The 22,122-nt window shown below is 71.0% G+C and carries 19 protein-coding genes; 9 read left to right on the forward strand and 10 right to left on the reverse strand.

Going from position 1 to position 22,122, the window contains the following annotated elements:
• The first annotated feature begins 134 nt into the window (after nt 1-134).
• From murC to ftsZ, 5 genes are all read left to right on the forward strand, one after another.
• Nucleotides 135-1,484: a UDP-N-acetylmuramate--L-alanine ligase gene (murC, locus tag M8445_RS13130; protein WP_273990916.1), complete on the forward strand. Its 1,350-nt coding sequence runs from the start codon at nt 135-137 to the stop codon at nt 1,482-1,484.
• Entirely contained in the window at nt 1,484-2,437 is a 954-nt protein-coding gene (locus tag M8445_RS13135; protein WP_273990918.1) for a UDP-N-acetylmuramate dehydrogenase, read from the forward strand. The genes murC and M8445_RS13135 overlap by 1 nt, the downstream gene beginning before the upstream one ends.
• Nucleotides 2,434-3,240, forward strand: coding sequence for a cell division protein FtsQ/DivIB (locus tag M8445_RS13140; RefSeq protein WP_273988283.1), 807 nt, complete (start codon nt 2,434-2,436; stop codon nt 3,238-3,240). Before M8445_RS13135 ends, M8445_RS13140 begins: the two co-directional genes overlap by 4 nt.
• Nucleotides 3,237-4,601, forward strand: a complete 1,365-nt coding sequence (gene ftsA / locus M8445_RS13145) for a cell division protein FtsA (RefSeq protein WP_273988285.1) — start codon at nt 3,237-3,239, stop codon at nt 4,599-4,601. Before M8445_RS13140 ends, ftsA begins: the two co-directional genes overlap by 4 nt.
• A gap of 336 nt (nt 4,602-4,937) precedes the next feature.
• Nucleotides 4,938-5,996 carry a cell division protein FtsZ gene (gene ftsZ, locus M8445_RS13150; RefSeq protein ID WP_273988286.1) on the forward strand — a complete coding sequence of 353 codons (1,059 nt, stop codon included), beginning with the start codon at nt 4,938-4,940 and terminating at the stop codon, nt 5,994-5,996.
• A gap of 116 nt (nt 5,997-6,112) precedes the next feature.
• Here the strand turns inward: ftsZ and M8445_RS13155 are convergent, their stop codons facing one another.
• Nucleotides 6,113-6,526: a hypothetical protein gene (locus M8445_RS13155; RefSeq protein ID WP_273988288.1), complete on the reverse strand. Its 414-nt coding sequence runs from the start codon at nt 6,524-6,526 to the stop codon at nt 6,113-6,115.
• Nucleotides 6,527-6,612: 86 nt separating this feature from the next.
• Between M8445_RS13155 and M8445_RS13160 the strand changes: the two genes are divergently transcribed.
• Nucleotides 6,613-7,833, forward strand: coding sequence for a lipid-A-disaccharide synthase-related protein (locus M8445_RS13160; RefSeq protein WP_273988289.1), 1,221 nt, complete (start codon nt 6,613-6,615; stop codon nt 7,831-7,833).
• Between the two features lie 191 nt (nt 7,834-8,024).
• Here M8445_RS13160 and M8445_RS13165 read toward each other — a convergent pair whose 3' ends face one another.
• The 6 genes from M8445_RS13165 to M8445_RS13190 form a co-directional block, all read right to left on the reverse strand.
• A complete protein-coding gene (locus M8445_RS13165; RefSeq protein WP_273988290.1) occupies nt 8,025-8,267 on the reverse strand; it encodes an M-like protein in 243 nt (80 codons plus the stop codon).
• Nucleotides 8,268-8,487: 220 nt separating this feature from the next.
• Complete coding sequence (locus tag M8445_RS13170; RefSeq protein WP_273988292.1) at nt 8,488-9,624, reverse strand: DUF58 domain-containing protein; 1,137 nt, start codon at nt 9,622-9,624, stop codon at nt 8,488-8,490.
• Nucleotides 9,621-10,613, reverse strand: coding sequence for an AAA family ATPase (locus tag M8445_RS13175; RefSeq protein WP_273988294.1), 993 nt, complete (start codon nt 10,611-10,613; stop codon nt 9,621-9,623). The genes M8445_RS13170 and M8445_RS13175 overlap by 4 nt, the downstream gene beginning before the upstream one ends.
• On the reverse strand, nt 10,610-12,028 hold the full coding sequence (locus M8445_RS13180) for a DUF4129 domain-containing protein (protein ID WP_273988295.1): 1,419 nt from the start codon (nt 12,026-12,028) through the stop codon (nt 10,610-10,612). The genes M8445_RS13175 and M8445_RS13180 overlap by 4 nt, the downstream gene beginning before the upstream one ends.
• A 219-nt stretch (nt 12,029-12,247) precedes the next feature.
• Nucleotides 12,248-14,005: an RNA polymerase sigma factor RpoD gene (rpoD, locus tag M8445_RS13185; RefSeq protein ID WP_273988297.1), complete on the reverse strand. Its 1,758-nt coding sequence runs from the start codon at nt 14,003-14,005 to the stop codon at nt 12,248-12,250.
• Between the two features lie 361 nt (nt 14,006-14,366).
• Nucleotides 14,367-15,581 carry a class I SAM-dependent methyltransferase gene (locus tag M8445_RS13190; protein WP_273988298.1) on the reverse strand — a complete coding sequence of 405 codons (1,215 nt, stop codon included), beginning with the start codon at nt 15,579-15,581 and terminating at the stop codon, nt 14,367-14,369.
• A 99-nt stretch (nt 15,582-15,680) separates the two neighbouring features.
• Here M8445_RS13190 and M8445_RS13195 point away from each other — a divergent pair, with 99 nt between their 5' ends.
• Nucleotides 15,681-16,349, forward strand: a complete 669-nt coding sequence (locus M8445_RS13195) for a ribonuclease HII (protein ID WP_273988299.1) — start codon at nt 15,681-15,683, stop codon at nt 16,347-16,349.
• A 16-nt stretch (nt 16,350-16,365) separates the two neighbouring features.
• Here M8445_RS13195 and M8445_RS13200 read toward each other — a convergent pair whose 3' ends face one another.
• The 3 genes from M8445_RS13200 to M8445_RS13210 form a co-directional block, all read right to left on the reverse strand.
• Complete coding sequence (locus M8445_RS13200; protein ID WP_273988301.1) at nt 16,366-17,184, reverse strand: GNAT family N-acetyltransferase; 819 nt, start codon at nt 17,182-17,184, stop codon at nt 16,366-16,368.
• A 160-nt stretch (nt 17,185-17,344) separates the two neighbouring features.
• Nucleotides 17,345-18,040 carry a hypothetical protein gene (locus tag M8445_RS13205; protein ID WP_273988302.1) on the reverse strand — a complete coding sequence of 232 codons (696 nt, stop codon included), beginning with the start codon at nt 18,038-18,040 and terminating at the stop codon, nt 17,345-17,347.
• 45 nt (nt 18,041-18,085) lie between these two features.
• Nucleotides 18,086-19,435, reverse strand: coding sequence for a M28 family metallopeptidase (locus M8445_RS13210; RefSeq protein WP_273988304.1), 1,350 nt, complete (start codon nt 19,433-19,435; stop codon nt 18,086-18,088).
• Nucleotides 19,436-19,575: 140 nt separating this feature from the next.
• Here M8445_RS13210 and lepA point away from each other — a divergent pair, with 140 nt between their 5' ends.
• Complete coding sequence (lepA, locus tag M8445_RS13215) at nt 19,576-21,381, forward strand: translation elongation factor 4 (protein ID WP_273988306.1); 1,806 nt, start codon at nt 19,576-19,578, stop codon at nt 21,379-21,381.
• Between the two features lie 77 nt (nt 21,382-21,458).
• Complete coding sequence (locus M8445_RS13220; RefSeq protein WP_273988308.1) at nt 21,459-22,034, forward strand: peroxiredoxin; 576 nt, start codon at nt 21,459-21,461, stop codon at nt 22,032-22,034.
• Nucleotides 22,035-22,122: the final 88 nt, after the last annotated feature.

Below are 22,122 nucleotides of genomic sequence, written 5' to 3' on the forward strand. Positions count from 1 at the left end.
CCTGACCTCCCATGACTGATCTATCCTCCCAGCTGACACCGCCCGGCGAGTCCGTGGCGTCCCAATCCGTTTCTTCCTCCGCGCCGGGTCGCGCGGGGGCCACTGAGCAGTCCGCGCCGCTGCACTATCACCTGATGGGCGTGGGCGGCATCGGCATGAGCGCCTTCGCGCGGCTGCTGTCGGCGGCCGGGCACCGCGTGAGCGGCTGCGACGAGTCCGTGACCGAACTGACGGCGCAGCTTCAGGCCGAGGGGATTCCCGTAGCGACCGGGCACGCGGCGGCGCATGTGCTGGACGCACCGTTCGGGCCGGTGGACGTGCTGGTCGCGTCGGAAGCGGTTCCCAAATCGCATCCGGAACTCGTGGCGGCGCACGCCTCGGGCACGCTGGTACGGCCGCGCATGGCGCTGCTGGGTGACCTGCTGCGCGCCGGCCCCAGCGTGGGCGTGATCGGCACGCATGGCAAGACGACCACGACCAGCATGATCGCCGTCGCCATGCAGGGCGCGGGGCTGGACCCGTCGGCGTTCGTGGGCGGGATCGTGCCGGAGTTCGGCAGTAATGCCCGCGTGGGCGCCGGGCCGTTCGTGGCCGAGGTGGACGAATCCGACCGGGCCTTCGCGGAACTGGGCTGCGGGACGGCCGTGTTCACGAACGCCGAGGATGACCACGTGGGCGGCAATCAGGCGACGTACTGGGAGACGGTCGAGGAGCAGCACGCGGGCTTCGCGCGGTTCGTGGCGCAGTCCGGGCGGGTGCTGCTGTGCGCCGACTGGCCGGGCCTGGATGAACTGGTGACGGGCGCGCCCGAACGCCTCAGTTACGGGCAGGCCGAGGGCGCCGATTACCGCGCGGTGAACCTGCGCCCGGACGAGGACGGCACGTCGTTCACGGTGTCGTTCCGGGGCGAGGTACTGGGCGAGGCCCGCGTGGGACTGCCCGGCACGCACAACGTGCTGAATGCCCTGGCAGCGCTGGCGGTCACGCACCTGCACGGCGGGGATTTTGCGCGGGCGGCCCTGGCGCTGGGGGCGTTCCGGGGGCCGGGGCGGCGCTGGCAGCGGATCGGGGAGCTGAACGGCGCGCTGATCGTGGATGATTACGCGCACAACGCCACGAAGGTCGCGGCGGCCGTGCAGGCGGCCCGGCAGACCGGGCGGCGCGTGCGGATCGTGTTCCAGCCGCACCGTTTCCTGCGCACGCAGCAGTCCTGGCCCCGGCTGGCCGACGCGCTGATGGACGCCGACGAGGTGCTGCTGATGGACATCGCGGCGGCCAGTGAGGCGCCCATCGAGGGCATTCACGCGACCCTGATCTCGGGGCGCATGCTGGAAAACGGCCACGCGGGCGTCACGTACCTGCCGGACCGCCAGGAGATTCTGCGGGTACTGCGCGCCTCAGCCGCGCCGGGGGACATCATCGTGACCATGGGCGCCGGGGACGTGTGGAAACTGTCACGTGAACTGGCCGGGGGAACGGCGTGATGGCCGCGCCGGTCAGCCGCACAGGCGCGCGCGTGGAGCGGTTGCCGCTGGCGCGCTTCACGACGCTGGGCGTGGGCGGCGAATCCGAGGTGTGGTTCGTGTCGGACCACGCGCAACTGGCCGAGGCGATGGAACAGCCGTACCGCATCCTGGGTGGCGGCAGCAACCTCGTGATTGCCGATGAGGGCGTGCCGGAACGCGTGATCCGCCTGAGCGGACCGCTGGCCGAACGTGACCTGGAACCGGACCCGCACCTGAGCACCGAAGGCGAGATCGTGACCGGCTGGGTGGGCGGCGGCGTGCCCCTGCCCGGCCTGATCCGGCAGCTTCAGAAGCTGGGCCTGAGCAACCTAGAAGGCACGGTCGGGATTCCCGCGCAGGTGGGCGGCGCGGTCTGGATGAACGCCGGTACGCGTTACGGCGAGATGTTCGACGGCCTGCACACCATCGAGATCGTGACGCCGCAGGAGACACGGCAGGTCACGCCCGCCGACCTTCAGTGGGGCTACCGGGACAGCGGTATTCCGCGCAACCACGTGGTGTCGCGCGTGCGGCTGCGGCTGCGGCCCAGCACCCCGGAAGCCGTGCTGGAGAAGATGGACTTCGCGGACAATGCGCGCAAGGGGCAGCCGAAGATGAAAACGCCGGGCTGCGCGTTCAAGAACCCGGGCGGCGTGAGCGCCGGGCGGCTGATCGACGAGGCGGGCCTGAAGGGCACTAGGGCCGGGAACGCGCTGATCGCTCCCGAGCACGCGAACTTCATCGTGAACCTGGGCGGCGCGACGGCCGCCGACGTGCACGCGCTGCTGGACGCCATCCGCGCGCGTGTGCCGGTGCCGATGGAACTGGAGTACGAACTGTGGCCCGAGCGGCTGCCCGGCCTGCACAGCCCTGGCTCACAGACCACCGACCCGCATCAGCCTGACGCGCACCGGGACGGCCCGGCAACGTGAGCCCCGATTCCACTGGACCGGACGGCCAGCCCCGCAACCGCCGCGTGGCTCCGGCCGAGTACGGCGCGCCGCTGGACCTTTCGTTTGGTGCGCCGCAGGACGCGGCGTCTGCGGCGTCCTCTGCGGACGGTGCGGGGGCAGAAGCCACCGACGCGGGGGGGGCGGCGCGGCCCCGCCGGGTTCTCTCGCGCCGCGAGCGGGTGCTGCGGGGGGCGCTGGCGGCTGCGCTGCTGGTCGGCGCAGGGGTGGGCGGCTGGTACGCGCTGCCCGTGAAGACGGTGACAGTCGAGGGCAACCAGCGGCTCCCGGAGGCCCGGGTGCTGGAACTGGCCGGGTTACAGCCGGGCTTCGGCTGGCTGTACTACGGCGCGTGGCGGGCGCGTGGGCTGCTGGACAGTCCGTGGGTGGCGTCGGCCACCGTCACGCGGGTCTTTCCGGGCACCGTGCGGATTCGCGTCACCGAGCGGGTCGCGCGGGTGCGGCTTCAGCAGCCGGACGGGTCGGTCCTGACGGTCGCCGGGGACGGTACGCCGCTTCCCGGCGCGCTGAACACGCAGACCCTGCCGCTGGTCAGCGGGTGGGGGCCGGCCCGTCTGGGCGACGTTCTGCAGGTGCTGAGCGCTCTGTCCCGCTACAATGTGCAGTCGGTCGTGTTCACGCCGACTGGCCTGACGGTGAAATTGCCTTCCGGGTCGGTCTGGAGTGGCGATCCACAGGCGCTCCTGAAGTATGCTGGGAGTATCAGCATGTATCCCAATAAAGACATTTCCATCTACCCCTGGGGGGTGAGCGTCCAGGAATGAAAGACAATACCATCATTGTGGGCCTGGACATCGGCACCACGAAAATCACGACGGTCATCGGTGAAGTCGGTGCGCACGGCATGGTCGACATCATCGGGTCGGGCACCGTGAACAGCGAGGGCATGAAACGCGGGAGCGTCGTGAATCTCGAACGGGCCACGCAGGCCATCAAACAGTCCGTCCAGACCGCCGAACGCGTCAGCGGCGTCAAGGTCGAGAGCGTCTTCGTCAGCGTCGCCGGCAACCACGCCAAGGCCATCACCAGCCACGGGCTGGCCGCCATCCGCCGCAACCAGGAAATCGGGCAGAGTGACGTGGACCGCGCCATCGAGAACGCCCGCGCCGTGCCGCTCGACCCAAACCTCGAAATCATTCACACCCTCCCGCAGGAATACGTCGTGGACGGCCAGGAAGGCATCAAGAGCCCGGTCGGCATGCACGGCGTGCGCCTGGAGGTCGACGTGCACATCGTGGCCGGCACCGCCGGGCCGCTGTTGAACCTGCGCCGCTGCGTGCAGGAGGCTGGCCTGAAAGTCGACGGCTTCGCGCTGCATGCCCTGGCCAGCGGCCTCGCCACCCTGGAAGCCGCCGAGCAGAACCAGACCGTGATCGTGGTCGACATGGGCGGCGGCACCACCGACGTGGCCGTGTTCAAACGCGGCAACCTCGTGCACTCCGCCTGCATTCCCATCGGCGGCGAGCACGTCACAGCCGACCTGTCGCAGATCCTCAAGATTCCCGGCGAGGAAGCCGAGAACGTCAAGCGGCGCTACGGCGCGGCCCTGCCGGACCTGGCCGACAAGGACCTGACCCTGGAGATCACCACGTCCTCCGGCAGCACGCACGCCCTGACGGCCTTCGAACTGTCACGGATCATCAAGCCGCGCATGTCCGAGATCTTCGGCCTGATCCGCGACGAGATCGACCAGGCGCTCGGCCCGGTGGAACTTGTGGCGCAGGGCGTGATCCTGACCGGCGGGGCGTCCATGCTGCGCGGCACGCCCGAACTGGCCCGCGACCGCTTCCGCCTGCCGGTGCGTGTGGGCCGCCCGCGCGGTATCGGCGGCCTGACCGACATTGTCGCCGGACCCGCCGACGCCGCCAGCGTGGGACTGGTGCTGTACGGTATCGGAGAGGACGGCCGCGTGCCGCCGTCGGTGTTCGTCGGTGCGGACCCCGCACCCACCCCCCGGCCGGACCCCCGCCCCACCCCGGCCGAACAGCCGCTGCCCGAGCCGGTCCCCACGCCCGGCACCAACGGCCGCAGCGCGGGCGACCAGACGCCGCCCCCGGCCGCTCCCCAGAAGTCCGGGCTGAGCTTCCTGGAACGTATGAAAATCTGGTTCAAGGACTGGATGTAACCCGGACACAGACCCGGAAGGCATTCCGCTTGGGGGAGGGAACGGTGGCGTTGCGCCCCGCCTCCCCCATCTGCGTGATACGCATTCCGTCTGTTTCGTCCCCAGTCCGGAGACCGTACCGGGTTGCCAACTCCAGGCCCGGAACCCGCGGGGTTCCCACTCGTTCCGCCCGGATCGAAAGACTTTCAATCCGAGTCCGCATGAGTACCCTGAAGGGCCGGTGCAGCCGCAGCCTGCCGGTCATGCCGCCGCGCGCCTGATATCGTGCGCTAAACTACACCGCAGAAGAACGGCCGCCTGCACCTCGGGTCGGTTCGTCACGTAAGGAGAGCATTGATGCAAGCGGCCAGAATTCGTGTGATTGGCTTGGGCGGAGCCGGCAATAACGCCGTCAACCGCATGATTGAATCGGGACTCGAAGGGGTCGAGTTCATCGCCGGAAATACGGACGCTCAGGTGCTGGCCAAAAGCCACGCCGAGATCCGCATTCAACTGGGTGACCGCCTCACCCGCGGACTGGGCGCCGGAGCGGACCCCGAAGTGGGCGAGAAAGCCGCGCTGGAAGACCGTGAACGCATCAAGGAGTACCTGGAAGGGACCGACATGCTGTTCATCACCGCCGGGATGGGCGGTGGAACCGGTACCGGGAGCGCCCCGGTGGTCGCCGAGATCGCCAACGAGATGGGCATCCTGACGGTCGCCATCGTCACGCGGCCCTTCAAGTTCGAGGGGCCCAAGCGCCTGCGGGTGGCCGAGGAAGGCATCAGCAAACTCGCCGCCCGCGTGGACGGCATGATCGTCGTGAACAACGAGAAACTGCTGACCGCCGTGGACAAGAAAGTCTCGTTCCGCGAGGCGTTCCTGATTGCCGACCGCGTGCTGTACTACGGCGTGAAAGGCATCAGTGACGTGATCAACGTGGAAGGCATGATCAACCTGGACTTCGCGGACGTCCGCAACCTGCTGGCGGGCAGCGGCACGGTCCTGATGGGCATCGGCGCGGGCCGGGGCGAGAACGTGGCCGAGGAAGCCGCCATGAGCGCCATTCACAGCCCGCTGCTGGAGCGCGGCATCGAGGGAGCGCAGCGCATCCTGGTGAACGTGACCGGCAGCTTCGACCTGAGCATGACCGACGCCAACGAGATCGTCGAGAAGATCCGTCAGGCGACCGGCTTCGACGAACCGGACATCCTGTTCGGCATCACGCCCGACGAGGCCGCCGGGGACGAGGTGCGCGTCACCGTGATCGCCACCGGTTTCAACGAGGTCCCGACCACCATCGCCGGCGGGACCGGCAGCGTCAGCATGTTTGAACCCGCCAGCCGCAACCGCGTGTCGTACGACCCCAAGGACTACGACATTCCCGCGTTCTTGCGAAACGGCGACCGCGACTGACCCGGGCGTCCCTGACCGGCGCGGCCTGACCCCGCCCGGACGCCATTCGCCCCTCTGACCTGACCCGGCAGAGGGGCGAATGGGTTGTGCCAGTGGGTTGTGGAGAACAGCGGCGGTCAGTTGAGGTGAGACGTGACCTGCTCGCCGCCGTACGCGGCCGTCACGTCCCGCAACAGGGTGCGGGCCAGGGCCAGCAGGTCGTCCTCGCTGGTCAGTTCCAGCCGGAAGGCGCAGCCGGGACCGTACTCGCCCTGAAAGCTGCCGTCGGCGCGGCGGACGCGGACCAGGACCTCGCACAGGCCCAGGCGCAGCCACGCGGCGTGGTAACTGCCGGTCGGGGCGGGGCGCAGGCGGACAGCCGGGTCGGCCGTGAATTCCAGCGTGACGTTGTTCAGCGGCAGGCCGGGGCCGCTGGCGGTTCGCAGCGCGTGGTACAGGGCGTTCAGGAACGCCTCGCAGGCGCGCTGCTCGGCCTGCCGGGCCTCCGCGTGACGGCGGATCACGGCCTGCAGTTCATCGAATTCGCTCATGTGGAGGGCCGGGCGGGCAGAGCGGCGCGGAGGACGGTCATCCCCTCATTCGTACCACGCGGCGCCGCGCGGCTATTCTGGCCTGCGTGACCATTGACGCAGATTCTGCCTGTTCCGGGACGCGGCCCGGCGTGCTGTTCATCTCGAACGGCACGGCCGAGGACCTGATCGGGGCGGCGCTGGCGGCCCGGCTGCGGGGCCAAGTGAACCTGAGCTACGCGCCGCTGGTGGGTGAGGGGCAGGCGTACGCGCGGGCCGGGGCGGTCAAGGTGGGGCGCACGCTGCGGCTGCCCAGTGGGGGCTTTCCGTTCGGGAGCGCCGCGAATCTGCGCGCGGACCTGCGGGCCGGATTGATCCGCGAGTCGCTAGGGCAGTGGCTGGACGCCTGCCGGGGCGCGCGGGCGGCGCAGGTGGTCGTGGTGGTCGGGGACGCCTACGCGCTGATGGTGGGGACGCTGGCGGCGCGGCAGGCGGGCGCGCGGCTGGTGCACGTGCAACCGCTGCTGAGCGCGCAGTACCTGGAGGGCCTGGGGGTGCGGGGCGCGCTGGCGGAACTGAACGCGCTGGGCGCGAACCGCCCGATGGAGTACGAACTGGCCCTGGCCCGCCGCGCCGACGCGGTGTTCGTCCGGGACGCCGCCACTGCGCGGTACTACGCGGCGCGGGGTGTGCGGGCCGCCTTCGCCGGGAGTTTCGCCATGGACGTGCTGAGCGCCCCGGAACGCCCGCTACCGCTGGATGGGCGGCCCGTACTGGCGCTGCTGCCAGGATCGCGGGAGGATCACCGGGAGAGCCTGCCGCTGATGCTGCGCGCCGCCGCCCGGCTGCCCGGCTGGCAGGCACTGGTGGCGTGGCCGCACGACTGGGACGCCCTGACCCTCCCGGACGGCTGGACCCTCGCGGTGCAGGGACCAGAGCAGGCGGAAGCTACGGACGGGCAGACGCGCGTGACGGTCCTGCGGCGGGCCTTCGGGGCGGTGGCGCACGCGGCGACCGTCGCGGTGGGCACGTCCGGCACGGCGAACGAGCAACTGGCGGGACTGGGCGTACCGGTCGTGGCGTTCCCCACAGCCGGGCCGCAGTTCACGGCCGGTTTCGCACGGCGGCAGGCGCGGCTGCTGGGGCGCGCCCTGACGGTAGTCACGGCAAACCCACAGGCCGTGGCGCAGGCGGTCACGCACGCCGCGCAGCCGCCATTGCAGGCCCGCGCCGCCCTGGACGGCCTGACCCGCATCGGGCCGGGGGGCGCGCTGCCCCGTATCGCAGACTGTATCCGGGAACTGGGTGATCCTATGGACTCTGTTTGAAGGGGTTGTACAACCCATCCAAACCGGGCGGTCGCGAGGAGCAGCGAAACGGGTTACGGGCCCTCCTGATCTGACAACCACGACGGGTAGCGGGCAGGCCAGCCAGGACGGCAGCCAGACGAAAGCCCCGCGACCTGGGCTGGTCGGCGGGGCCTATGTTTACGCGGAGTCTGTGCGTACGTCCGTGAGATTCAGTCTTCGGTGCCCATGTTGGTACTGGGGGGGTCGCTGGCGTCCATGCTCTGGGCCGAGGCGACGTCCTGCTTGTCCATACCGCGCTCGGCGTACTGGCCCGGCGCTTTGCTCTCGGCGTCGACGGCCGCCTCGATTTCCTTCTGCTCGTCGGTCTTGCCCATGAACTGAAGGTCGACGTTGCGGATCTCGGTGCCGTCCTGCTGGGTGTCGTTGGCGTCGTGGCGTTTGTCGTCGGTCATGACTTACGCTACTGCCGCTGGCGCCGGGGCGCCTGAAAAGGTTCTTCATGTGCAGCCCACCGTTCGTTGAGGCTGGGGTCGCTCATACGGACTCCGATTAAATGGCCTGAGAAACCAGTTCAATCCGAGCGGATGCGAGTGGGAGCCCTGCGAGTTCCGGGCATGGAGTTGGCAACTCGGTGCCGTGCCGGGTTGTGAATGAGACAGACGGCAGTCCGTATCAGTGGGCCAGAGTCAGGACGCTCTGGTTGCCGCGCAGCACGACAACCTGAATGCCGGCTCCGGCCAGCGCGGCAGCGCGGCGTTCGAGGTCGCGGACCGCGTCGGGCAGGCCGGTCCACTGGCGGCGGGGGCTCTCGCCGGGTTCCAGGTAGTAGCCTTCGGGCAGCGCGACGATGGTGACGCGGGCGGCGGTGGCGCGCGCCCTCAGGGCCTGGGTCAGCAGGTCCGGGCCGGGGCTGGCGGTCAGGAGGATCAGGTTCCCGCCGCTGCGGGTGGGCGGCAGGTAGGGCGGGGCGGGGTCCGGGGCGAGGCGGGCCAGCAGGCGCAGGGCGGCCTGCATGGACAGCGGGTCGCGGCCGCTGGGGCTCAGGGCGGCGCTGGTGGCGGCCGCGACGGGCAGGCCCAGGCTGGCGGCCTCGCGGACGAGGCTGGCGGCGAGGCGGGCGGCGCTGTCCACGAAGACCTCGCCGCCACTGCTGGTGTCCACGAAGACCGTGAGGCTGCTGGCGGCGGTGCGTTCGGGTTCGCGGACGGTCAGGGTGCCGGTGCGGGCGCTCAGGCGCCAGTGGACCCGGCCGGGCGGGTCGCCGGCCACGTAGTCGCGCACGCCGCGCAGGCTCAGGGGGTCGTCCAGGCCCACGCGGCGGGTCAGGGTGCCTTCCGAGAGCAGGGGGCGCAACAGGTCCGGCAGCATCAGGCCGTGCGTACCGGGAAAGACATCCAGGGTGGTGGGCGGGGCAGGCAGAGGCGCGGAGTGCCAGAACAGGCCGAGCGGATCGGCCCAGCGCAGGGTGCCGCCGGGCCAGTCGTGCGCGCCGCGCCGGTTGAGGGTGAGGGTGGTGTTCAGGTCGTGCTGAGCGTGTCCGAGCAGGCGCACGCTGAGTTCGGGCGTCACGGCCGGGACGACGCCGCGCGGGGTGGGGTCGTCCAGCAGGACGCGCAGGGGGCGGCGGCTGCGCAGCGTGACGCGCACGGTGAGCGCCGCGCGGGTGCCCTCGAAGCCCGTGGCGGGCACGAGGCGTTCCACGGTGACGCCGGGCGGGCGACGCGACCCCCACCACAGGGCTGCCAGGGCCGCGCCGATCAGCAGCAGCCAGGGCAGCGCGGCGATCAGGGCAACGGTCAGAGTCGTCACCGGACGGAATTGGAGCTGAGTTCGGCGGGGACGGGTTCGGCCTTCAGGATCTCGCTGACGATCTCACGGTCAGGCACGCCCTGAAGCCGCGCCTCGATGCGCAGGCTCAGGCGGTGGGCGAGCACGCCGGTCGCGGCGGCCTGCACGTCATCCGGCGTGACGAAGGTCCGCCCGGCCAGCCACGCGAGCGCCTGCGCCACACCCTGCAACGCGAGGCTGGCACGCGGCCCGGCTCCCAGGGTGACGCTGGGGTGCGTGCGGGTGCGGGCACTCAGGCGCGCCAGATAGGCCTGCACCTCGGGCGCGACGAATACGGCGCGCACCTGCGCCTGCGCGTCCAGCAGCGCGGCGGGCGTGCTGACGGCACCCAGCGTGGCAATCGGGTGCTGTGTCTGGAGGCGGGCGAGCATCCGCACCTCCTCCTCGTGGGTGGGGTACCCGACGGACAGGCGCAGCAGGAAGCGGTCCAGCTGCGCTTCCGGCAGGCGGTACGTACCCTCGTTCTCGATGGGGTTCTGCGTGGCGATCACGACGAAGGGCGCAGGCAGCGGGCGGGTCACGCCGGATTCCGTGACCTGCCCCTCCCCCATCGCCTCAAGGAGCGCGGACTGCGTGCGGGGCGTGGCGCGGTTGATCTCGTCGGCCAGCAACACCCCGGTGAAGACCGGGCCGGGCACGAACTCGAAGGTGCCGGACTGCGGGCGGAACACGCTAACGCCTGTCACGTCGCCCGGCAGTAGGTCCGGCGTGAACTGCACTCGCTGGAAATCCAGGCCCAGGCTCAGGGCCAGGGCGCGGGCCAGCATGGTCTTGCCGGTGCCCGGCGCGTCTTCCAGCAGGACGTGCCCGCCGGCCAGAATGCCAGCCAGCGCGAGGCGGGTCACGGCCTCCTTGCCGACCAGGACGCGGGCGACGTTCTCCAGGACCGCGCGGGCGAAGTCCGGTGTGGGGGTGGGGGCGGAAGTGATGGGGGTCAGGGTCTGGGTCATGGGGTGTCCTTGGTGGGTGCGGGGGGCAGGGCGCGGGTCAGGAGGTCGGCGGCCTGTTCGGCCTGGGTGGCGTCCTCGTCGGTCAGGCGGCCGCCGTAGCGGACGGGTTCGTACGCGGCGGTCAGCGTGGCAAGCGGGCCGGCCAGCGGGGCGTGCAGCGCGCCCAGGCGGGCGGCATAAGCGGCGGGTGTCTCGGAGGCGGAACGCGGCCAGCCGGCAGTGCTCAGAGCAGTCTGCGCGGCGCGGTACGCCTCGCGGACCCGGTGCGTGGCGGCGGTCTGGGTGGCGGGCGCGTCGGCGGGCACTTCCGGCGGGTCGCCGGGCGGGGCCGGGTCCGGGGTGCCCTGGCGCCGCAGCCACAGCAGCGCCCCGGCCAGCGCGAGCACCAGCGCCAGGGTGGCCCAGGTCAGCGTGGGCATCAGCCAGGACAGGTTGATCACGTGCGCCGCGTCCACGCTGGCAGGGCCACCCCCGGCTCCCGGCCGACCCTCCGCTTCCCGCGCGGCCGGCAGAAGCGCCGCCGAACCGCCCGACTCGCCCAGGTACAGCAGGACGGCCGCCACCACCCACAGCAGGCCCGTCAGCAACAGGCCCGCCACCATCAGCCACTCGGCCGGGTGGGGAGGCTGCCCACGGGCGCGCCGCAGGGCGGGCACGCTCAGGGCCGCGCCCGCCAGCAGCAGGCCGCCCAGCAGCATGAGTTCCACCGGCAGGCCCGACTGACCCAGGTTCAGGATCACGGGCGGCTGGAAGGGTTGCAGCAGCGGCGCTCCGGCCGCCCGGCCACCGGATGACGGGGCGAGGCCTGAAGTGGAGGCGTCGGGCGCCGCCCCACTGACGGGTGGGGAGCCAGCCACGTCCCGGCCATCCGGTCCGGCCGCGGGTGTGGGCAGAAGCAGCGCCAGCAGCAGGAGCGGCGCGACTCCCAGCGCCAGCGTCACCCACCAGCGGCGCGCAGGTTCCGGGGGGGTCAGGTCGGTGCGGCGGGCGTCCGGTCCGGGGCGGGCCAGCGCGCCGCCCAGCAGGGCCAGCAACACACCCACCTGCGGGCCCAGCAGGCCCAGTGCGAGCGGAACCAGCAGGGCGCGGCGGCGGCCGTCCTCTAGGGCGTGCGCGGCGGCGCTCAGGGCAAAGCCGCCCAGGCTGGCCAGCAGGTACAGCCCGGCCAGCCGCACCAGCGCCGCCCCGTCACCCAGACTGCCGGGCAGGCCGGAGAGCATCCCCAGCCCGATCAGCAGTTGCGTGCCCAGCACGCGCGCCTGCACCCAGGCGGGCCAGCGCACGCCCAGCGCGAACAGAGCGCACAGCGCCGCCACCGACCAGAGCGGCAGCAGGCCGGCCAGACACAGGGGCAGCAGCGCCAGCCCGAAGGCCGTCCAGGGCGGGACCGTAACGCCCAGAGGCGCGGCGTTCAACACGCGGCGCACCAAGAGCAACAGTCGGGCCACCGGCCCGGCGCAAAAGCAGGAAAGATCATGATTGACCGAGGATACGCGCCCACCCGCGCCCCGGTTCCCGCAGGTGCGCGCGGCCGTCCGGCATGCGTGGCGGTCACGGGCTGGCTACATCAGCAGACCGCCCCGGCCTGGGCAGGCGCGGGGCGATCCGGGTGGGGCGGTCTGGGCGGCTGGTCTTCAGTCCAGGAAGTCGCGGAGCTTGCGGGTACGGCTCTCGTGGTACTTCAGCTTGCGCAGCGCCTTGTTCTCGATCTGGCGGATGCGTTCGCGGGTCACGCTGAAGCGCTGCCCGACCTCCTCCAGGGTGTGCTCGCGGCCGTCCACGAGGCCCTTGCGGAACTTCAGGACCATCGCCTCGCGCTCGGTGAGTTTGCTCAGCGCCTTTTCCAGTTCCTCACTCAGGAGGGTCTTGGCGGCGTTCTCGACCGGGCTGTCGAGGTTCTCGTCCGGAATGAAGTCGCCGTAGAAGGAGTCCTTCTCGTCACCGATGGGGGTTTCCAGGGACACGGGTTCCTGGCTGACCTTCTGCACTTCCTCGACCTTGGTGGCGTCCCAGCCGGGACCCATGGCCTCGGCGATCTCCTCGTACGTCGCCTCGCGCGACAGTTCCTGCTGGAGCTGCCGGGCGGTGCGGGTGAGTTTGTTGATCGTCTCGACCATGTGCACCGGGATGCGGATGGTGCGCGCCTGATCGGCGATGGCGCGGTTGATGGCCTGACGGATCCACCACGTGGCGTACGTGCTGAACTTGTAGCGGCGGCGGTACTCGAACTTCTCGACCGCGCGGATCAGGCCCTGGTTGCCTTCCTGAATCAGATCCAGGAAGCCCAGGCCGCGCCCGGTGTACTTCTTGGCGATGGAGACCACGAGGCGCAGGTTGGCCTCGATCAGGCCCTGGCGGGCGGCGGCGCCGTCTTCCATCTGGCGCATCAGGCGGCGGCGGCCGCGGTCGTCGAGTTCCAGGTCCTCGTCGAGAATCTTGCGGGCTTCCTCGCCTTCCTCAATGCGGCGGGCCAGCGCAATTTCCTCCTCAAGGGTCAGCAGGGGCACGCGGCCGATCTCGTGCAGGTACTGCCGCACGGGGTCGTTGCTGACTGCGCGGGGCATGTCGTCGAAGTACTTCTCCTCGTCGTCTTCCTGCTGGCGCGAGGCGGAGGCGGCCGCGACGGGGCTGTCGTCCGTGTCGGCGTCCGCGTCGTCCTCGTCCTCATCGAGGTCCTGCACCTCGATGTTGATGGACCCCAGGTACAGCTGCATGTCCTCGAAGGCGTCGGGGCTTTCGGGGTCCAGGCCGTTGGCTTCCAGCGCGGCGGCCAGGGCGGTGGCGATGTCCTCGCTGGCCAGCACCCCGGCGGCGCGGCCGCCCTTCAGGAGTTCCTGAATACTGGCGTGCGAGTAGTACGGTTTCTCGGCGACGCCACCGGCGGCCGGGGCGGATTTCGCGGCCGGTTTCGCGGCGCGCGAGGTGACCTTGCCGGGCGTGCGGGCCGGAGCGGCGGGGGCCGCGTCGGTCTTCTTGGGTTTGGCGGCCGCGCGGGGCTTGGCGGGCGCCTTGGCCTTCGGTTCGGCGGCTTTCGGCTCGGCCGGAGCAGCGTCGGCGTCGGCGGCCGGGGCCTTGGGTTTCGCGGTGGCGCGAGCGGCGCGGGCCGGTTTCGGCGCGGGAGCCTCGGCGCTGGGCGCGGCCGTTTCGGGGGCGCTGGCCGCCACGGGTTTCACGGCAGCGGCCTTGACGGGCGCTTCCTTGGCAGGCACTTCCTTGACCGGGGCTGCTTTAGCGGCCATGGGGGCAGTGTCGGCGGCAGGGGCGGCGCTGTCCTTGACGGGCGTGCCGGCGGCCACGCGGGCGCGCGGGCGCACCGGCTTGGGTGCGGGCGCGGCGCCGTCGGTGGGCGCTTCGACTTTCTTACGGGTGCGGACGGTGGGGGAATCTGCCATGCGGCCTCCTGCGGGCTTGGGCGCTTATCAGTGAAAAGGTTCGGGTGAAACGGGATCGGTACGGCGGCTGCGCTGCGAGTGGCAGGAGTGAACACGGTACGGCCAGCGGCGGATCGAGCGGGAAAGGGGCTTCCGGGGGGCCTGTTCCGGCAGCCTGCCGGAAACCTGAACGCGTCAGTCTAGCAAACGCTTCCTGCGCCGCTGCGTGCCGCTCCCGGGCAGGCCGGGGCGTGTGCGCTCGGGGTGAACAGGGCGAGGTGAACGCAGTTCCGGTCCATCAGGCAAAGTACGCGGGTCGCGCCGGAAAAGTTCCCGGACCGGTGGACGGTGCCCGCTTCCCTGACGCGGAGCCTTTCAGATTTCAGGCGCGCGTGACCGAGAGGACCTTGAAACCGCCTTCACGCAGCGTCTCGCGGACCGGGCCGATCACGCCCAGGTCCGCCTCGTACGGCAGCGGCTCGTTCGCCACGAGGTGCACCGTGCCGCCCGGACGCAGGCGGCGCGCGGCGGCCGCGATGAACTCGCGGGCCACGTCCAGCACCACGCCCCGGCCCACGTGGAAGGGCGGGTTGGTGAGGATCACGTCGAAGGTGCGTTCGCCCAGCGCGGCGTCCACGTCCGAGTGGATGGCCTCGCCGGTCAGGCCGGACGCGGTCAGGGTCGCCTGCGCGCTGCGGACGCTCTGCAGGTCGCCGTCGACCAGCGTGACGTTCGCGCCGCGCCGCGCCGCCCACGCGCCGATGATGCCGGTCCCGCAGCCCAGGTCCAGCACGTCCAGGCCGTCGAGATCCAGGGCGTCCAGCGCGCCCAGCATCAGGGTGGTGGCCTTGTCGGGCTTCCCGGCGCTGAACACGCCGGGCAGTCCGACGACGCTCACGCCGAACGCCTCGAAGGTCTCGGAGCCGGGTTGCGGGGGCGTGGGGCCGGGGCGGCGCACCAGTTTCGCCACGCGCATCCCGCCGTCGCGGGCGATGGTCTCGCCGGCCCCGAAGGCCTTCCCGGCGGCGCGCACGTAGCGGTCGAAGCCCTTGTCGCGGTCCCCGGCGATGTACAGCGTCCCGCCGGGCGGGGTGCAGGCGTGCGCCCAGGCGACCTGCGCCTCGGCGTAGGCGTTGCCACGGTCGCCGGCCAGCACGACGCACACGGTGCGGGCGCGCTCCGGCCAGCGCTCCAGTAGGTTGTCGCCGGGAATGGCGGGGTGGGCGTCCAGTCCGGCGGCCTGCAGGACCGTCAGGGCGGCGGCGCTGCCTTCCACGGCGCGCAGCTTCACGCTGTCGAGCGCGCCGATCAGGCCGCCCATGGCGCTCAGGTCCAGCAGGTCGCCGCGCACGCGGTCTCGGCGCATGGTCTGGGCCAGCAGTGCCTGCGCGGCGTCCACGTCAGGGAAACCGCGCACGCCGGGTTTGGTCAGCACGGTCAGCCGATCGAGTTTCTCGGGCAGACGCGCGCGCCGGACGTCCGTGTACGGCGCGGCCTGGGCGGGCGCGGCGGTACTCCTGGGGCCGGAACCGGTGGGAGGAGAGGCGGCCCCGGAGGGTCGGTTGAGTCTGATCTTCTGCTTGGGCCTGCTCGTCACGCCCTCCAGAGTCGCACATTCCGCGCGCCGCGACTGTTCATGGCGTCCGGTGGGGCTGGTAGTGGTACGGGTAGGGGCCGGTGCGCTAGCGTTCCGGGCATGGCTGCCCCCCCGAGCGTGACTCCCGACTGGTCTTTCGAGCGTGAGCACTGGCGGCGCGGGCACTTCCGCGTGGCGGGCGTGGACGAGGCCGGGCGGGGCGCGTGGGCCGGGCCGGTCACGGTGGCGGCCGTGATCCTGCCCGGCTCGGCCGCCGAGTACCCGTTCCGGGACAGCAAGCAGCTGAGTGCCGCGCAGCGCGAGCAGTACGCGCAGGTGGTGCGTGAGGTCGCGCTCAGCTGGGCGGTCGAGCACGCCTGGCCGGACGAGATCGACCGCCTGAACATCCTGGGAGCAACGCACGCCGCCGCGCACCGCGCCCTGGCGCGGCTGGACCCGGCCCCGCAGGCGCTCGTCACGGATTACCTGAAGTTGCGCGTCAGCGTGCCCCTCAGCGCCCCGCCCCGGGCGGACGCCCTGAGTTACTCGGTCGCGGCGGCCAGTCTGCTTGCCAAGACCGAACGCGACCGCGTAATGCTGGAACTCGACGCCCAGCACCCGGGCTACGGGTTTGCCGGGCACAAGGGGTACGGCGCGCCCGCCCACCGCGCCGCACTGCATGAACACGGCGTGACCGACGCGCACCGCCGGAGTTTCGCGCCCATCCGCGCGCTGCTGAGCGAACCGGCGTCCCTGTTCAGCGACTCCCTGTTCGGCGACCCGGGCTGAGCCTGCCCGCAGGCCTTCAGGGGGCCGGGGGGCGTTTCTGGAACGACAGTTGCGTCTCGGTGGGGCGGAAGCCGGCGCGTTCGTACAGGGCCTGCGCGTGGTAGTCGGGATCGGCCACGATGACCAGCGTGCGGGTACCCATCATCATGTGCGCCCATTCGGCGGCCGCGTGGACCAGGGTGCCGGCCAGTCCGCGCGAACGGTACGCGGGGTGCGTTTCGACGCTCTGGTAGCGGGCCACGGCCCCCCCGGCGTCGAAGATACCCAGGGAACTCAGGGCGGCCCCGCTGCGGTCGAAGGCGGCGAACAGCGCGCCACGCCCGCCGGCCTGCACGGCGCGGTAGGCGGCCAGTTTGCGTTTCACGAACACCTCGTACCCGGCCGCCTCGATGGGGTTGGGGCCCTCGGCATTCACGGCCATGCGCAGCTGCGCGGCGGCCTCCCAGTCGGCGTCCGAATGCACCGGCCGGAACTGCACGTCGCGCGAGGCGGCGCGGCTCCGCCCGGACGGGACGGTATGGGCGGCGGTCAGGACCGTGTCGCGCAGGACCTCGTACCCGGCGGCCTGCCATTCGCTGACGTTCACGGAATCGCTGTGCGCGGTGTCCACGCCGAAGCTGCGCCAGTCGGCGTCCGGGAAGGCGCGGCTGAACAGCTCCTCCCAGCGGCGCAGTTCGCCGGGCTGCGGCGGGGCGGGCATCAGCAGGAAATTGCCCCACCAGAACGTGGGATTGTCCGGCGAGCAGATGACGACGTGCCCGGCGTCCTGCTGGATCACGCTGCCCTCGTTGCGGCGCAGCGTGAGGTCCGTGTGAAAGGCGAGCGATCGGGGCACGTCTCTCAGAGTAACGGCGCGGCGGGGGTCGCGTCATCAGCCACTTGACGCACCGGTCCACAGCCGGCAACCATGACACTGCCCGCATGACACTGCCTGACAGACACCTGACCCGGATGGGGCGACCGACCAGGGTCTACTCTTCCAGCGGGAGAGCGGGTCAGTACGGGCGGGGCAGGTACAGCCAGTCGACCGGCGTGAGCGGACCAGCGGCGCTGACGCGGACGCTGACGGTGTTCGCGCGGACCTGGGCGCTGGTTTCCAGGATGTTCCAGCCGGGAAGCAGGGTTTCGTGCACGTCCAGCGTGCCGGGCACCGTGCGGTCGTCCTGCCGGAAGGTGCAGGTCTGGGACGCGGTGATGGTCACGGCGCGGTCGCTGTACACGAACTGCCGCGCGCGGATGGAGGCGTCCTGCGGGGACAGGGGGCTCTGAAGGCCGGTCGCCTGAAGGGCGGGTTGCAGCGCCGCCGTGACGCTGCCGCCGATCAGGAACCGGCCGCCGCTGATGGTGGCGGTGCGGGCGGCGGCGGGTTGCAGTGTCAGGGGTCCCTGGCAGGTCACGGTCTGGTACGTGCTGCGCACGCTGACGCTCAGCAGGTCCGGCGCGGCCGCTTCGGTCAGGGTCAGGGTGCCCGGCAGGGTCAGCCGGTACGCGCCGTCTGCCGTGACGCTGGCCTGCGCGACGTCGCGGTCCTGCCCGCCGATGCGGGCGGTGAACACGGCCAGTCCAGCGGCTGGCGGGAAGATGACGCTGCCGCTGACCGGCGCGGGTGCGGGGCTGGATTGACCGGCGCAGGCGCTGATGGTGACGGCCAGGGCGGCGCTCAGCAGGCAAGAAACGGCGGCCGGTTTCATTGAGAAGAATCTAACAGTTTTCAGGAATGGGCAGGCCCGGCAGGCCTACTGGCAGTTGCGGCCCGTGATGCCGCACGGTTCCCTGGGCGTCCAGGGGGCGTCCAGCGCTGCTTGCGCGAGCTGCGCGCCCAGGTCGGCGGCGTCCACGGCCAGCGCGGGGTTCAGGGTCGTGTCGGTGGGTCGGTGGTAGTGCGGGTCCTCGCCCCGGTACAGGAAGGCGGTGCGCACGCCCACCTGCTTGAACGGCAGGTAGTCGCTGCGGCCCGTGATGGACGAGGACCGCCCGAAGGTTTCGCGGCTGGTGGTGGGCGCGTCCCGGAAGGCGCGCAGGTCCGGGCGGACCCGGCGGGCCAGGGTCAGCAGGTCCGGGTGCGCGTCGATGCCCAGTGGCGCGGCGTTCACACCGACCATGTCGAAGTTCAGCATGGCGCGCGTGTGCCGCAGCGGATAGGCGTGGGCGCGCACGAAGGCGCGGCTGCCCAGCAGGCCCTGTTCCTCGGCGCTGAACAGCACGAACCACGCGCGGCCAGCCAGAGGCGTGCCGGCCGCCTGCCGGGCGGCGTTCAGGACGGCCAGCACGCCGCTGGCGTTGTCGTTCGCGCCGGGACTGCCGGGCACGCTGTCCAGGTGCGCGCCGAACAGCACCTCCGGCGCGGCGTCCACGCGGGCCGCGATCAGGTTCCAGGCGGGCGTGTCCTGCGTGCGGACGGTGGTGATGAACGTGACCTCGCGGCCCACCTGGGCGAGCAGGGCGCGGCCCACACCGGGCGTGACGCTCAGGACCGGCAGGGCCACGTTGCCCAGCGGGCTGTACGCGGGCGGGCGCGGGCAGTCGTTCACGATGACCAGCCCCAGCAGGCCGGCGTTCAGGGCGCGGTCGGTCAGGTCCCGCCACGGGCCGTCCGGGCAGGTCGTGACGGCCAGTTTGCCCAGCAGGCCATCCAGTTGCTCGTCGGTCACGCCGGGCGGCAGGCGCACCAGAGTGCCGGTCTGCTCGGCCGTCTGCACGCCCAGCAGGGCCTCGCCGTTCAGGGTCTGCGGGCCGCCGGGGCCACTGACCTGCACGGCCGCCTCCCGCTGCACCGGCATGGGTACGCGGTCCGGGAGGGCCTGACGGGTCACGCGGTACCCGAGCGCCTCGAACTGCGCCTGCGCCCAGTCCAGGCTGCGGGAAAGGCCCTCACTGCCAGTCTGGCGCGGGCCGAAGCGCATCAGCGCCTCCCAGTCCTGCGCGGCGCTGATGCGCTGTGCCCCGGCCTGCGCAGGCGGATTGACCGGTCGGGACGCCGCGTGCCAGGCGCCCCAGCCCACGCCCCCGGCCAGCAAGACAGGCAGCAACACCTTCCAGGCGGGAACAGGAGGCCGGGTGGGCAGCGGGTGCAGCGGTCTGGGCATCTGTGCTGCACCATACGCACCCCGGGCCGTGCGGGTTGCCTCAGGTGCGTGCCGGGCAGACGCGGCCACCCTGGCCCGGCGCGGAATTTCCGCAGCACTGCGCCCGGTCTGGAAGCCTCAAATGCACTAGACTGCTCTGTGTGAACGTCAGGAACTTCTCCATTATCGCCCATGTGGACCACGGGAAATCGACCCTCGCGGACCGCATCATGGAGCGTCTGGGCGCGATGACCGAGCGCGACAAGCGCGACCAGACCCTCGATACGCTCGAACTCGAACGCGAGCGCGGCATCACCATCAAATCCACCCCCGTCCGCCTCCAGTACACCCGTCCCGCGCAGGAAGACGGCACGGGCGGCGAAACGTACACCTTCAACCTGATCGACACGCCCGGCCACGTGGACTTCAATTACGAGGTCTCCCGGTCCCTGGCCGCGTGCGAGGGCGTGCTGCTGCTCGTGGACGCCTCGCAGGGCGTCGAGGCGCAGACCATCGTGAACGCGTACCTCGCCATCGACAGCAACCTCGAGATCGTGCCGGTCATCAACAAGATCGACCTGCCGGCCGCCGACCCGGAAGGCGCGGCGCAGGAACTGGAGGAAGTGATCGGCATTCCCGCCGAGGACGCCGTGTTCGCGTCCGGGAAGTCAGGGATCGGCATCACCGAGATCCTGGAAGCCATCGTGGACCGCATTCCCTCGCCCAGCGGCGACCCCGAGGCCCCGCTGAAGGCCCTGATCTTCGACTCGTTCTTCGACGCGTACCAGGGCGTGATCCTGTTCGTGCGCGTGCTGGAAGGCACCCTGACCCCCAAGGATCAGATCCGCCTGATGAACGCCGGCAAGAACTTCGAGGTGGACAAGGTCGGCACCTTCAGCCCCGGACTGGTCGTCGGGGATTCCCTTCCGGCCGGCTCGGTCGGCTGGGTCGCCGCCGGCATCAAGGACATAGCTGACGCGCAAGTTGGCGACACCCTGACCGAACGTGACCGGCAGACGCCCGAGGCGTTCCCCGGCTTCAAACCCGCGCAGCCCGTGGTGTTCTCCGGCCTGTACCCCACCGACACCGAGGATTACCGCAAACTGCGGGACGCGCTGGAAAAACTGAAACTGAACGACGCGGCGTTCTCCTTCGAACCCGAGACCAGTGAAGCGCTGGGCTTCGGCTTCCGCTGCGGCTTCCTGGGCCTGCTGCACGCCGAGATCATTCAGGAACGCCTGGAACGCGAGTACGACCTGGACCTGATCGCCACCGCGCCCGCCGTGGTGTACCGCGTGACCCTCACGAACGGCGACATCTTCGAGACGCAGAACCCGGCCGAGTTCCCCACCCGCGACCGCATCGAACTCGTCGAGGAGCCGTACATCAAGCTCAGCATCATGCTGCCCGAGGAGCACGTCGGGCCGGTCATGCAGCTGCTACAGGAACGCCGTGGGTCCATGATCACCATGAACTACGTCGGCAAGCGCGTGGAGCTGCTGTACGAGGTGCCGTTCGCGGAGATCCTGTACGACTTCCACGACCGCCTCAAGAGCATCAGCCGTGGGTACGCCAGCATGGACTACGAACAGCTCGGCTACCGCGAGGGCGACCTGCGCAAGGTCGACATCATGGTGAACAACGAGGTCATCGACGCGCTGGCCGTGATCGTGCACGAAACCAAGACGTACAGCCTGGGCCGCAAGATCGTGGACAAGATGGCGGAAGTCATCCCCCGCCAGATGTTCCCGGTGCCCGTGCAGGCCGTGATCGGCGCGAAGATCATCGCGCGCGCCACCGTGAAAGCCTTCCGAAAGGACGTGCTCGCCAAGTGCTACGGCGGCGACATCTCCCGCAAGAAGAAACTGCTGAACAAGCAGAAGAAGGGCCGCGCCCGCATGAAACAGTTCGGGACGGTCGAGGTGCCGCAGGAAGCGTTCCTGGCGGTCCTCAGCACCGACGAGTAATCCACTACCTGAACCGCCCCGCCCTGCGTCCAGACGGACGTGCGGCGGGGTATTCACATGCCCGTATCCTGACCAGCATGACTGATCTGCACCGTTTACCCGCCCACCTGCCCGCTCCCGAGGACGATGGCGGCGCGGCGCACCTGAGCGGTCAGCCCTGGCCCGCGCTGGCGCTGCCCGCTACCGACGGCACGCAGGTGCGGGTGTCGGAGCTGCCGGGCCGGTCGGTGGTGTACGGCTACCCCATGACGGCCCGCCCGGACCATCCTTTACCGGACGGCTGGGACGTGATGCCGGGCGCGCGGGGCTGCACACCTCAGGCCTGCGCGTTCCGTGACCATCACGCCCAACTGGCCGCACTGGGCGCGAGGGTATTCGGGCTGAGCACGCAGAGCACGGCCTACCAGCAGGAGGCGGCCCGGCGGCTGCACCTCCCCTACCCGCTGCTGAGCGACGCCGGGTTGCGCCTGACCGGCGCGCTGCGCCTCCCGACTTTCGACGTGCCCGGCGTGCCGGCCGGTGAATGGCAGACGCTGCTGCGGCGCATCACGCTGATCGTCAGGGACGGGGTGATTGAGCAGGTGTTCTACCCGATCTTTCCGCCGGACCGGAGCGCCGCGCAGGTGCTGGGGTGGCTGGAAGGGCAGACCTGAAGCGGACGCCCCGAATGGACTCGCGGTCCCGGATTGAAATTCACATGACATTCGCCTGACCGGACGCTGAAGGTCCGCTGACCCGGCG

Source organism: Deinococcus aquaticus (assembly GCF_028622095.1).
GTDB lineage: Bacteria > Deinococcota > Deinococci > Deinococcales > Deinococcaceae > Deinococcus > Deinococcus aquaticus.

Coding starts and splice junctions, on each gene's coding strand:
- rpoD (WP_273988297.1), bottom strand. CDS start 14,005: ATGGCAGATTCCCCCACCGTCCGCACCCGTAAGAAAGTCGAAGCGCCC.
- ftsZ (WP_273988286.1), top strand. CDS start 4,938: ATGCAAGCGGCCAGAATTCGTGTGATTGGCTTGGGCGGAGCCGGCAAT.
- M8445_RS13205 (WP_273988302.1), bottom strand. CDS start 18,040: ATGAAACCGGCCGCCGTTTCTTGCCTGCTGAGCGCCGCCCTGGCCGTC.
- M8445_RS13220 (WP_273988308.1), top strand. CDS start 21,459: ATGACTGATCTGCACCGTTTACCCGCCCACCTGCCCGCTCCCGAGGAC.
- M8445_RS13165 (WP_273988290.1), bottom strand. CDS start 8,267: ATGACCGACGACAAACGCCACGACGCCAACGACACCCAGCAGGACGGC.
- M8445_RS13195 (WP_273988299.1), top strand. CDS start 15,681: ATGGCTGCCCCCCCGAGCGTGACTCCCGACTGGTCTTTCGAGCGTGAG.
- M8445_RS13155 (WP_273988288.1), bottom strand. CDS start 6,526: ATGAGCGAATTCGATGAACTGCAGGCCGTGATCCGCCGTCACGCGGAG.
- M8445_RS13135 (WP_273990918.1), top strand. CDS start 1,484: ATGGCCGCGCCGGTCAGCCGCACAGGCGCGCGCGTGGAGCGGTTGCCG.
- M8445_RS13175 (WP_273988294.1), bottom strand. CDS start 10,613: ATGACCCAGACCCTGACCCCCATCACTTCCGCCCCCACCCCCACACCG.
- M8445_RS13210 (WP_273988304.1), bottom strand. CDS start 19,435: ATGCCCAGACCGCTGCACCCGCTGCCCACCCGGCCTCCTGTTCCCGCC.
- ftsA (WP_273988285.1), top strand. CDS start 3,237: ATGAAAGACAATACCATCATTGTGGGCCTGGACATCGGCACCACGAAA.
- murC (WP_273990916.1), top strand. CDS start 135: ATGGGCGTGGGCGGCATCGGCATGAGCGCCTTCGCGCGGCTGCTGTCG.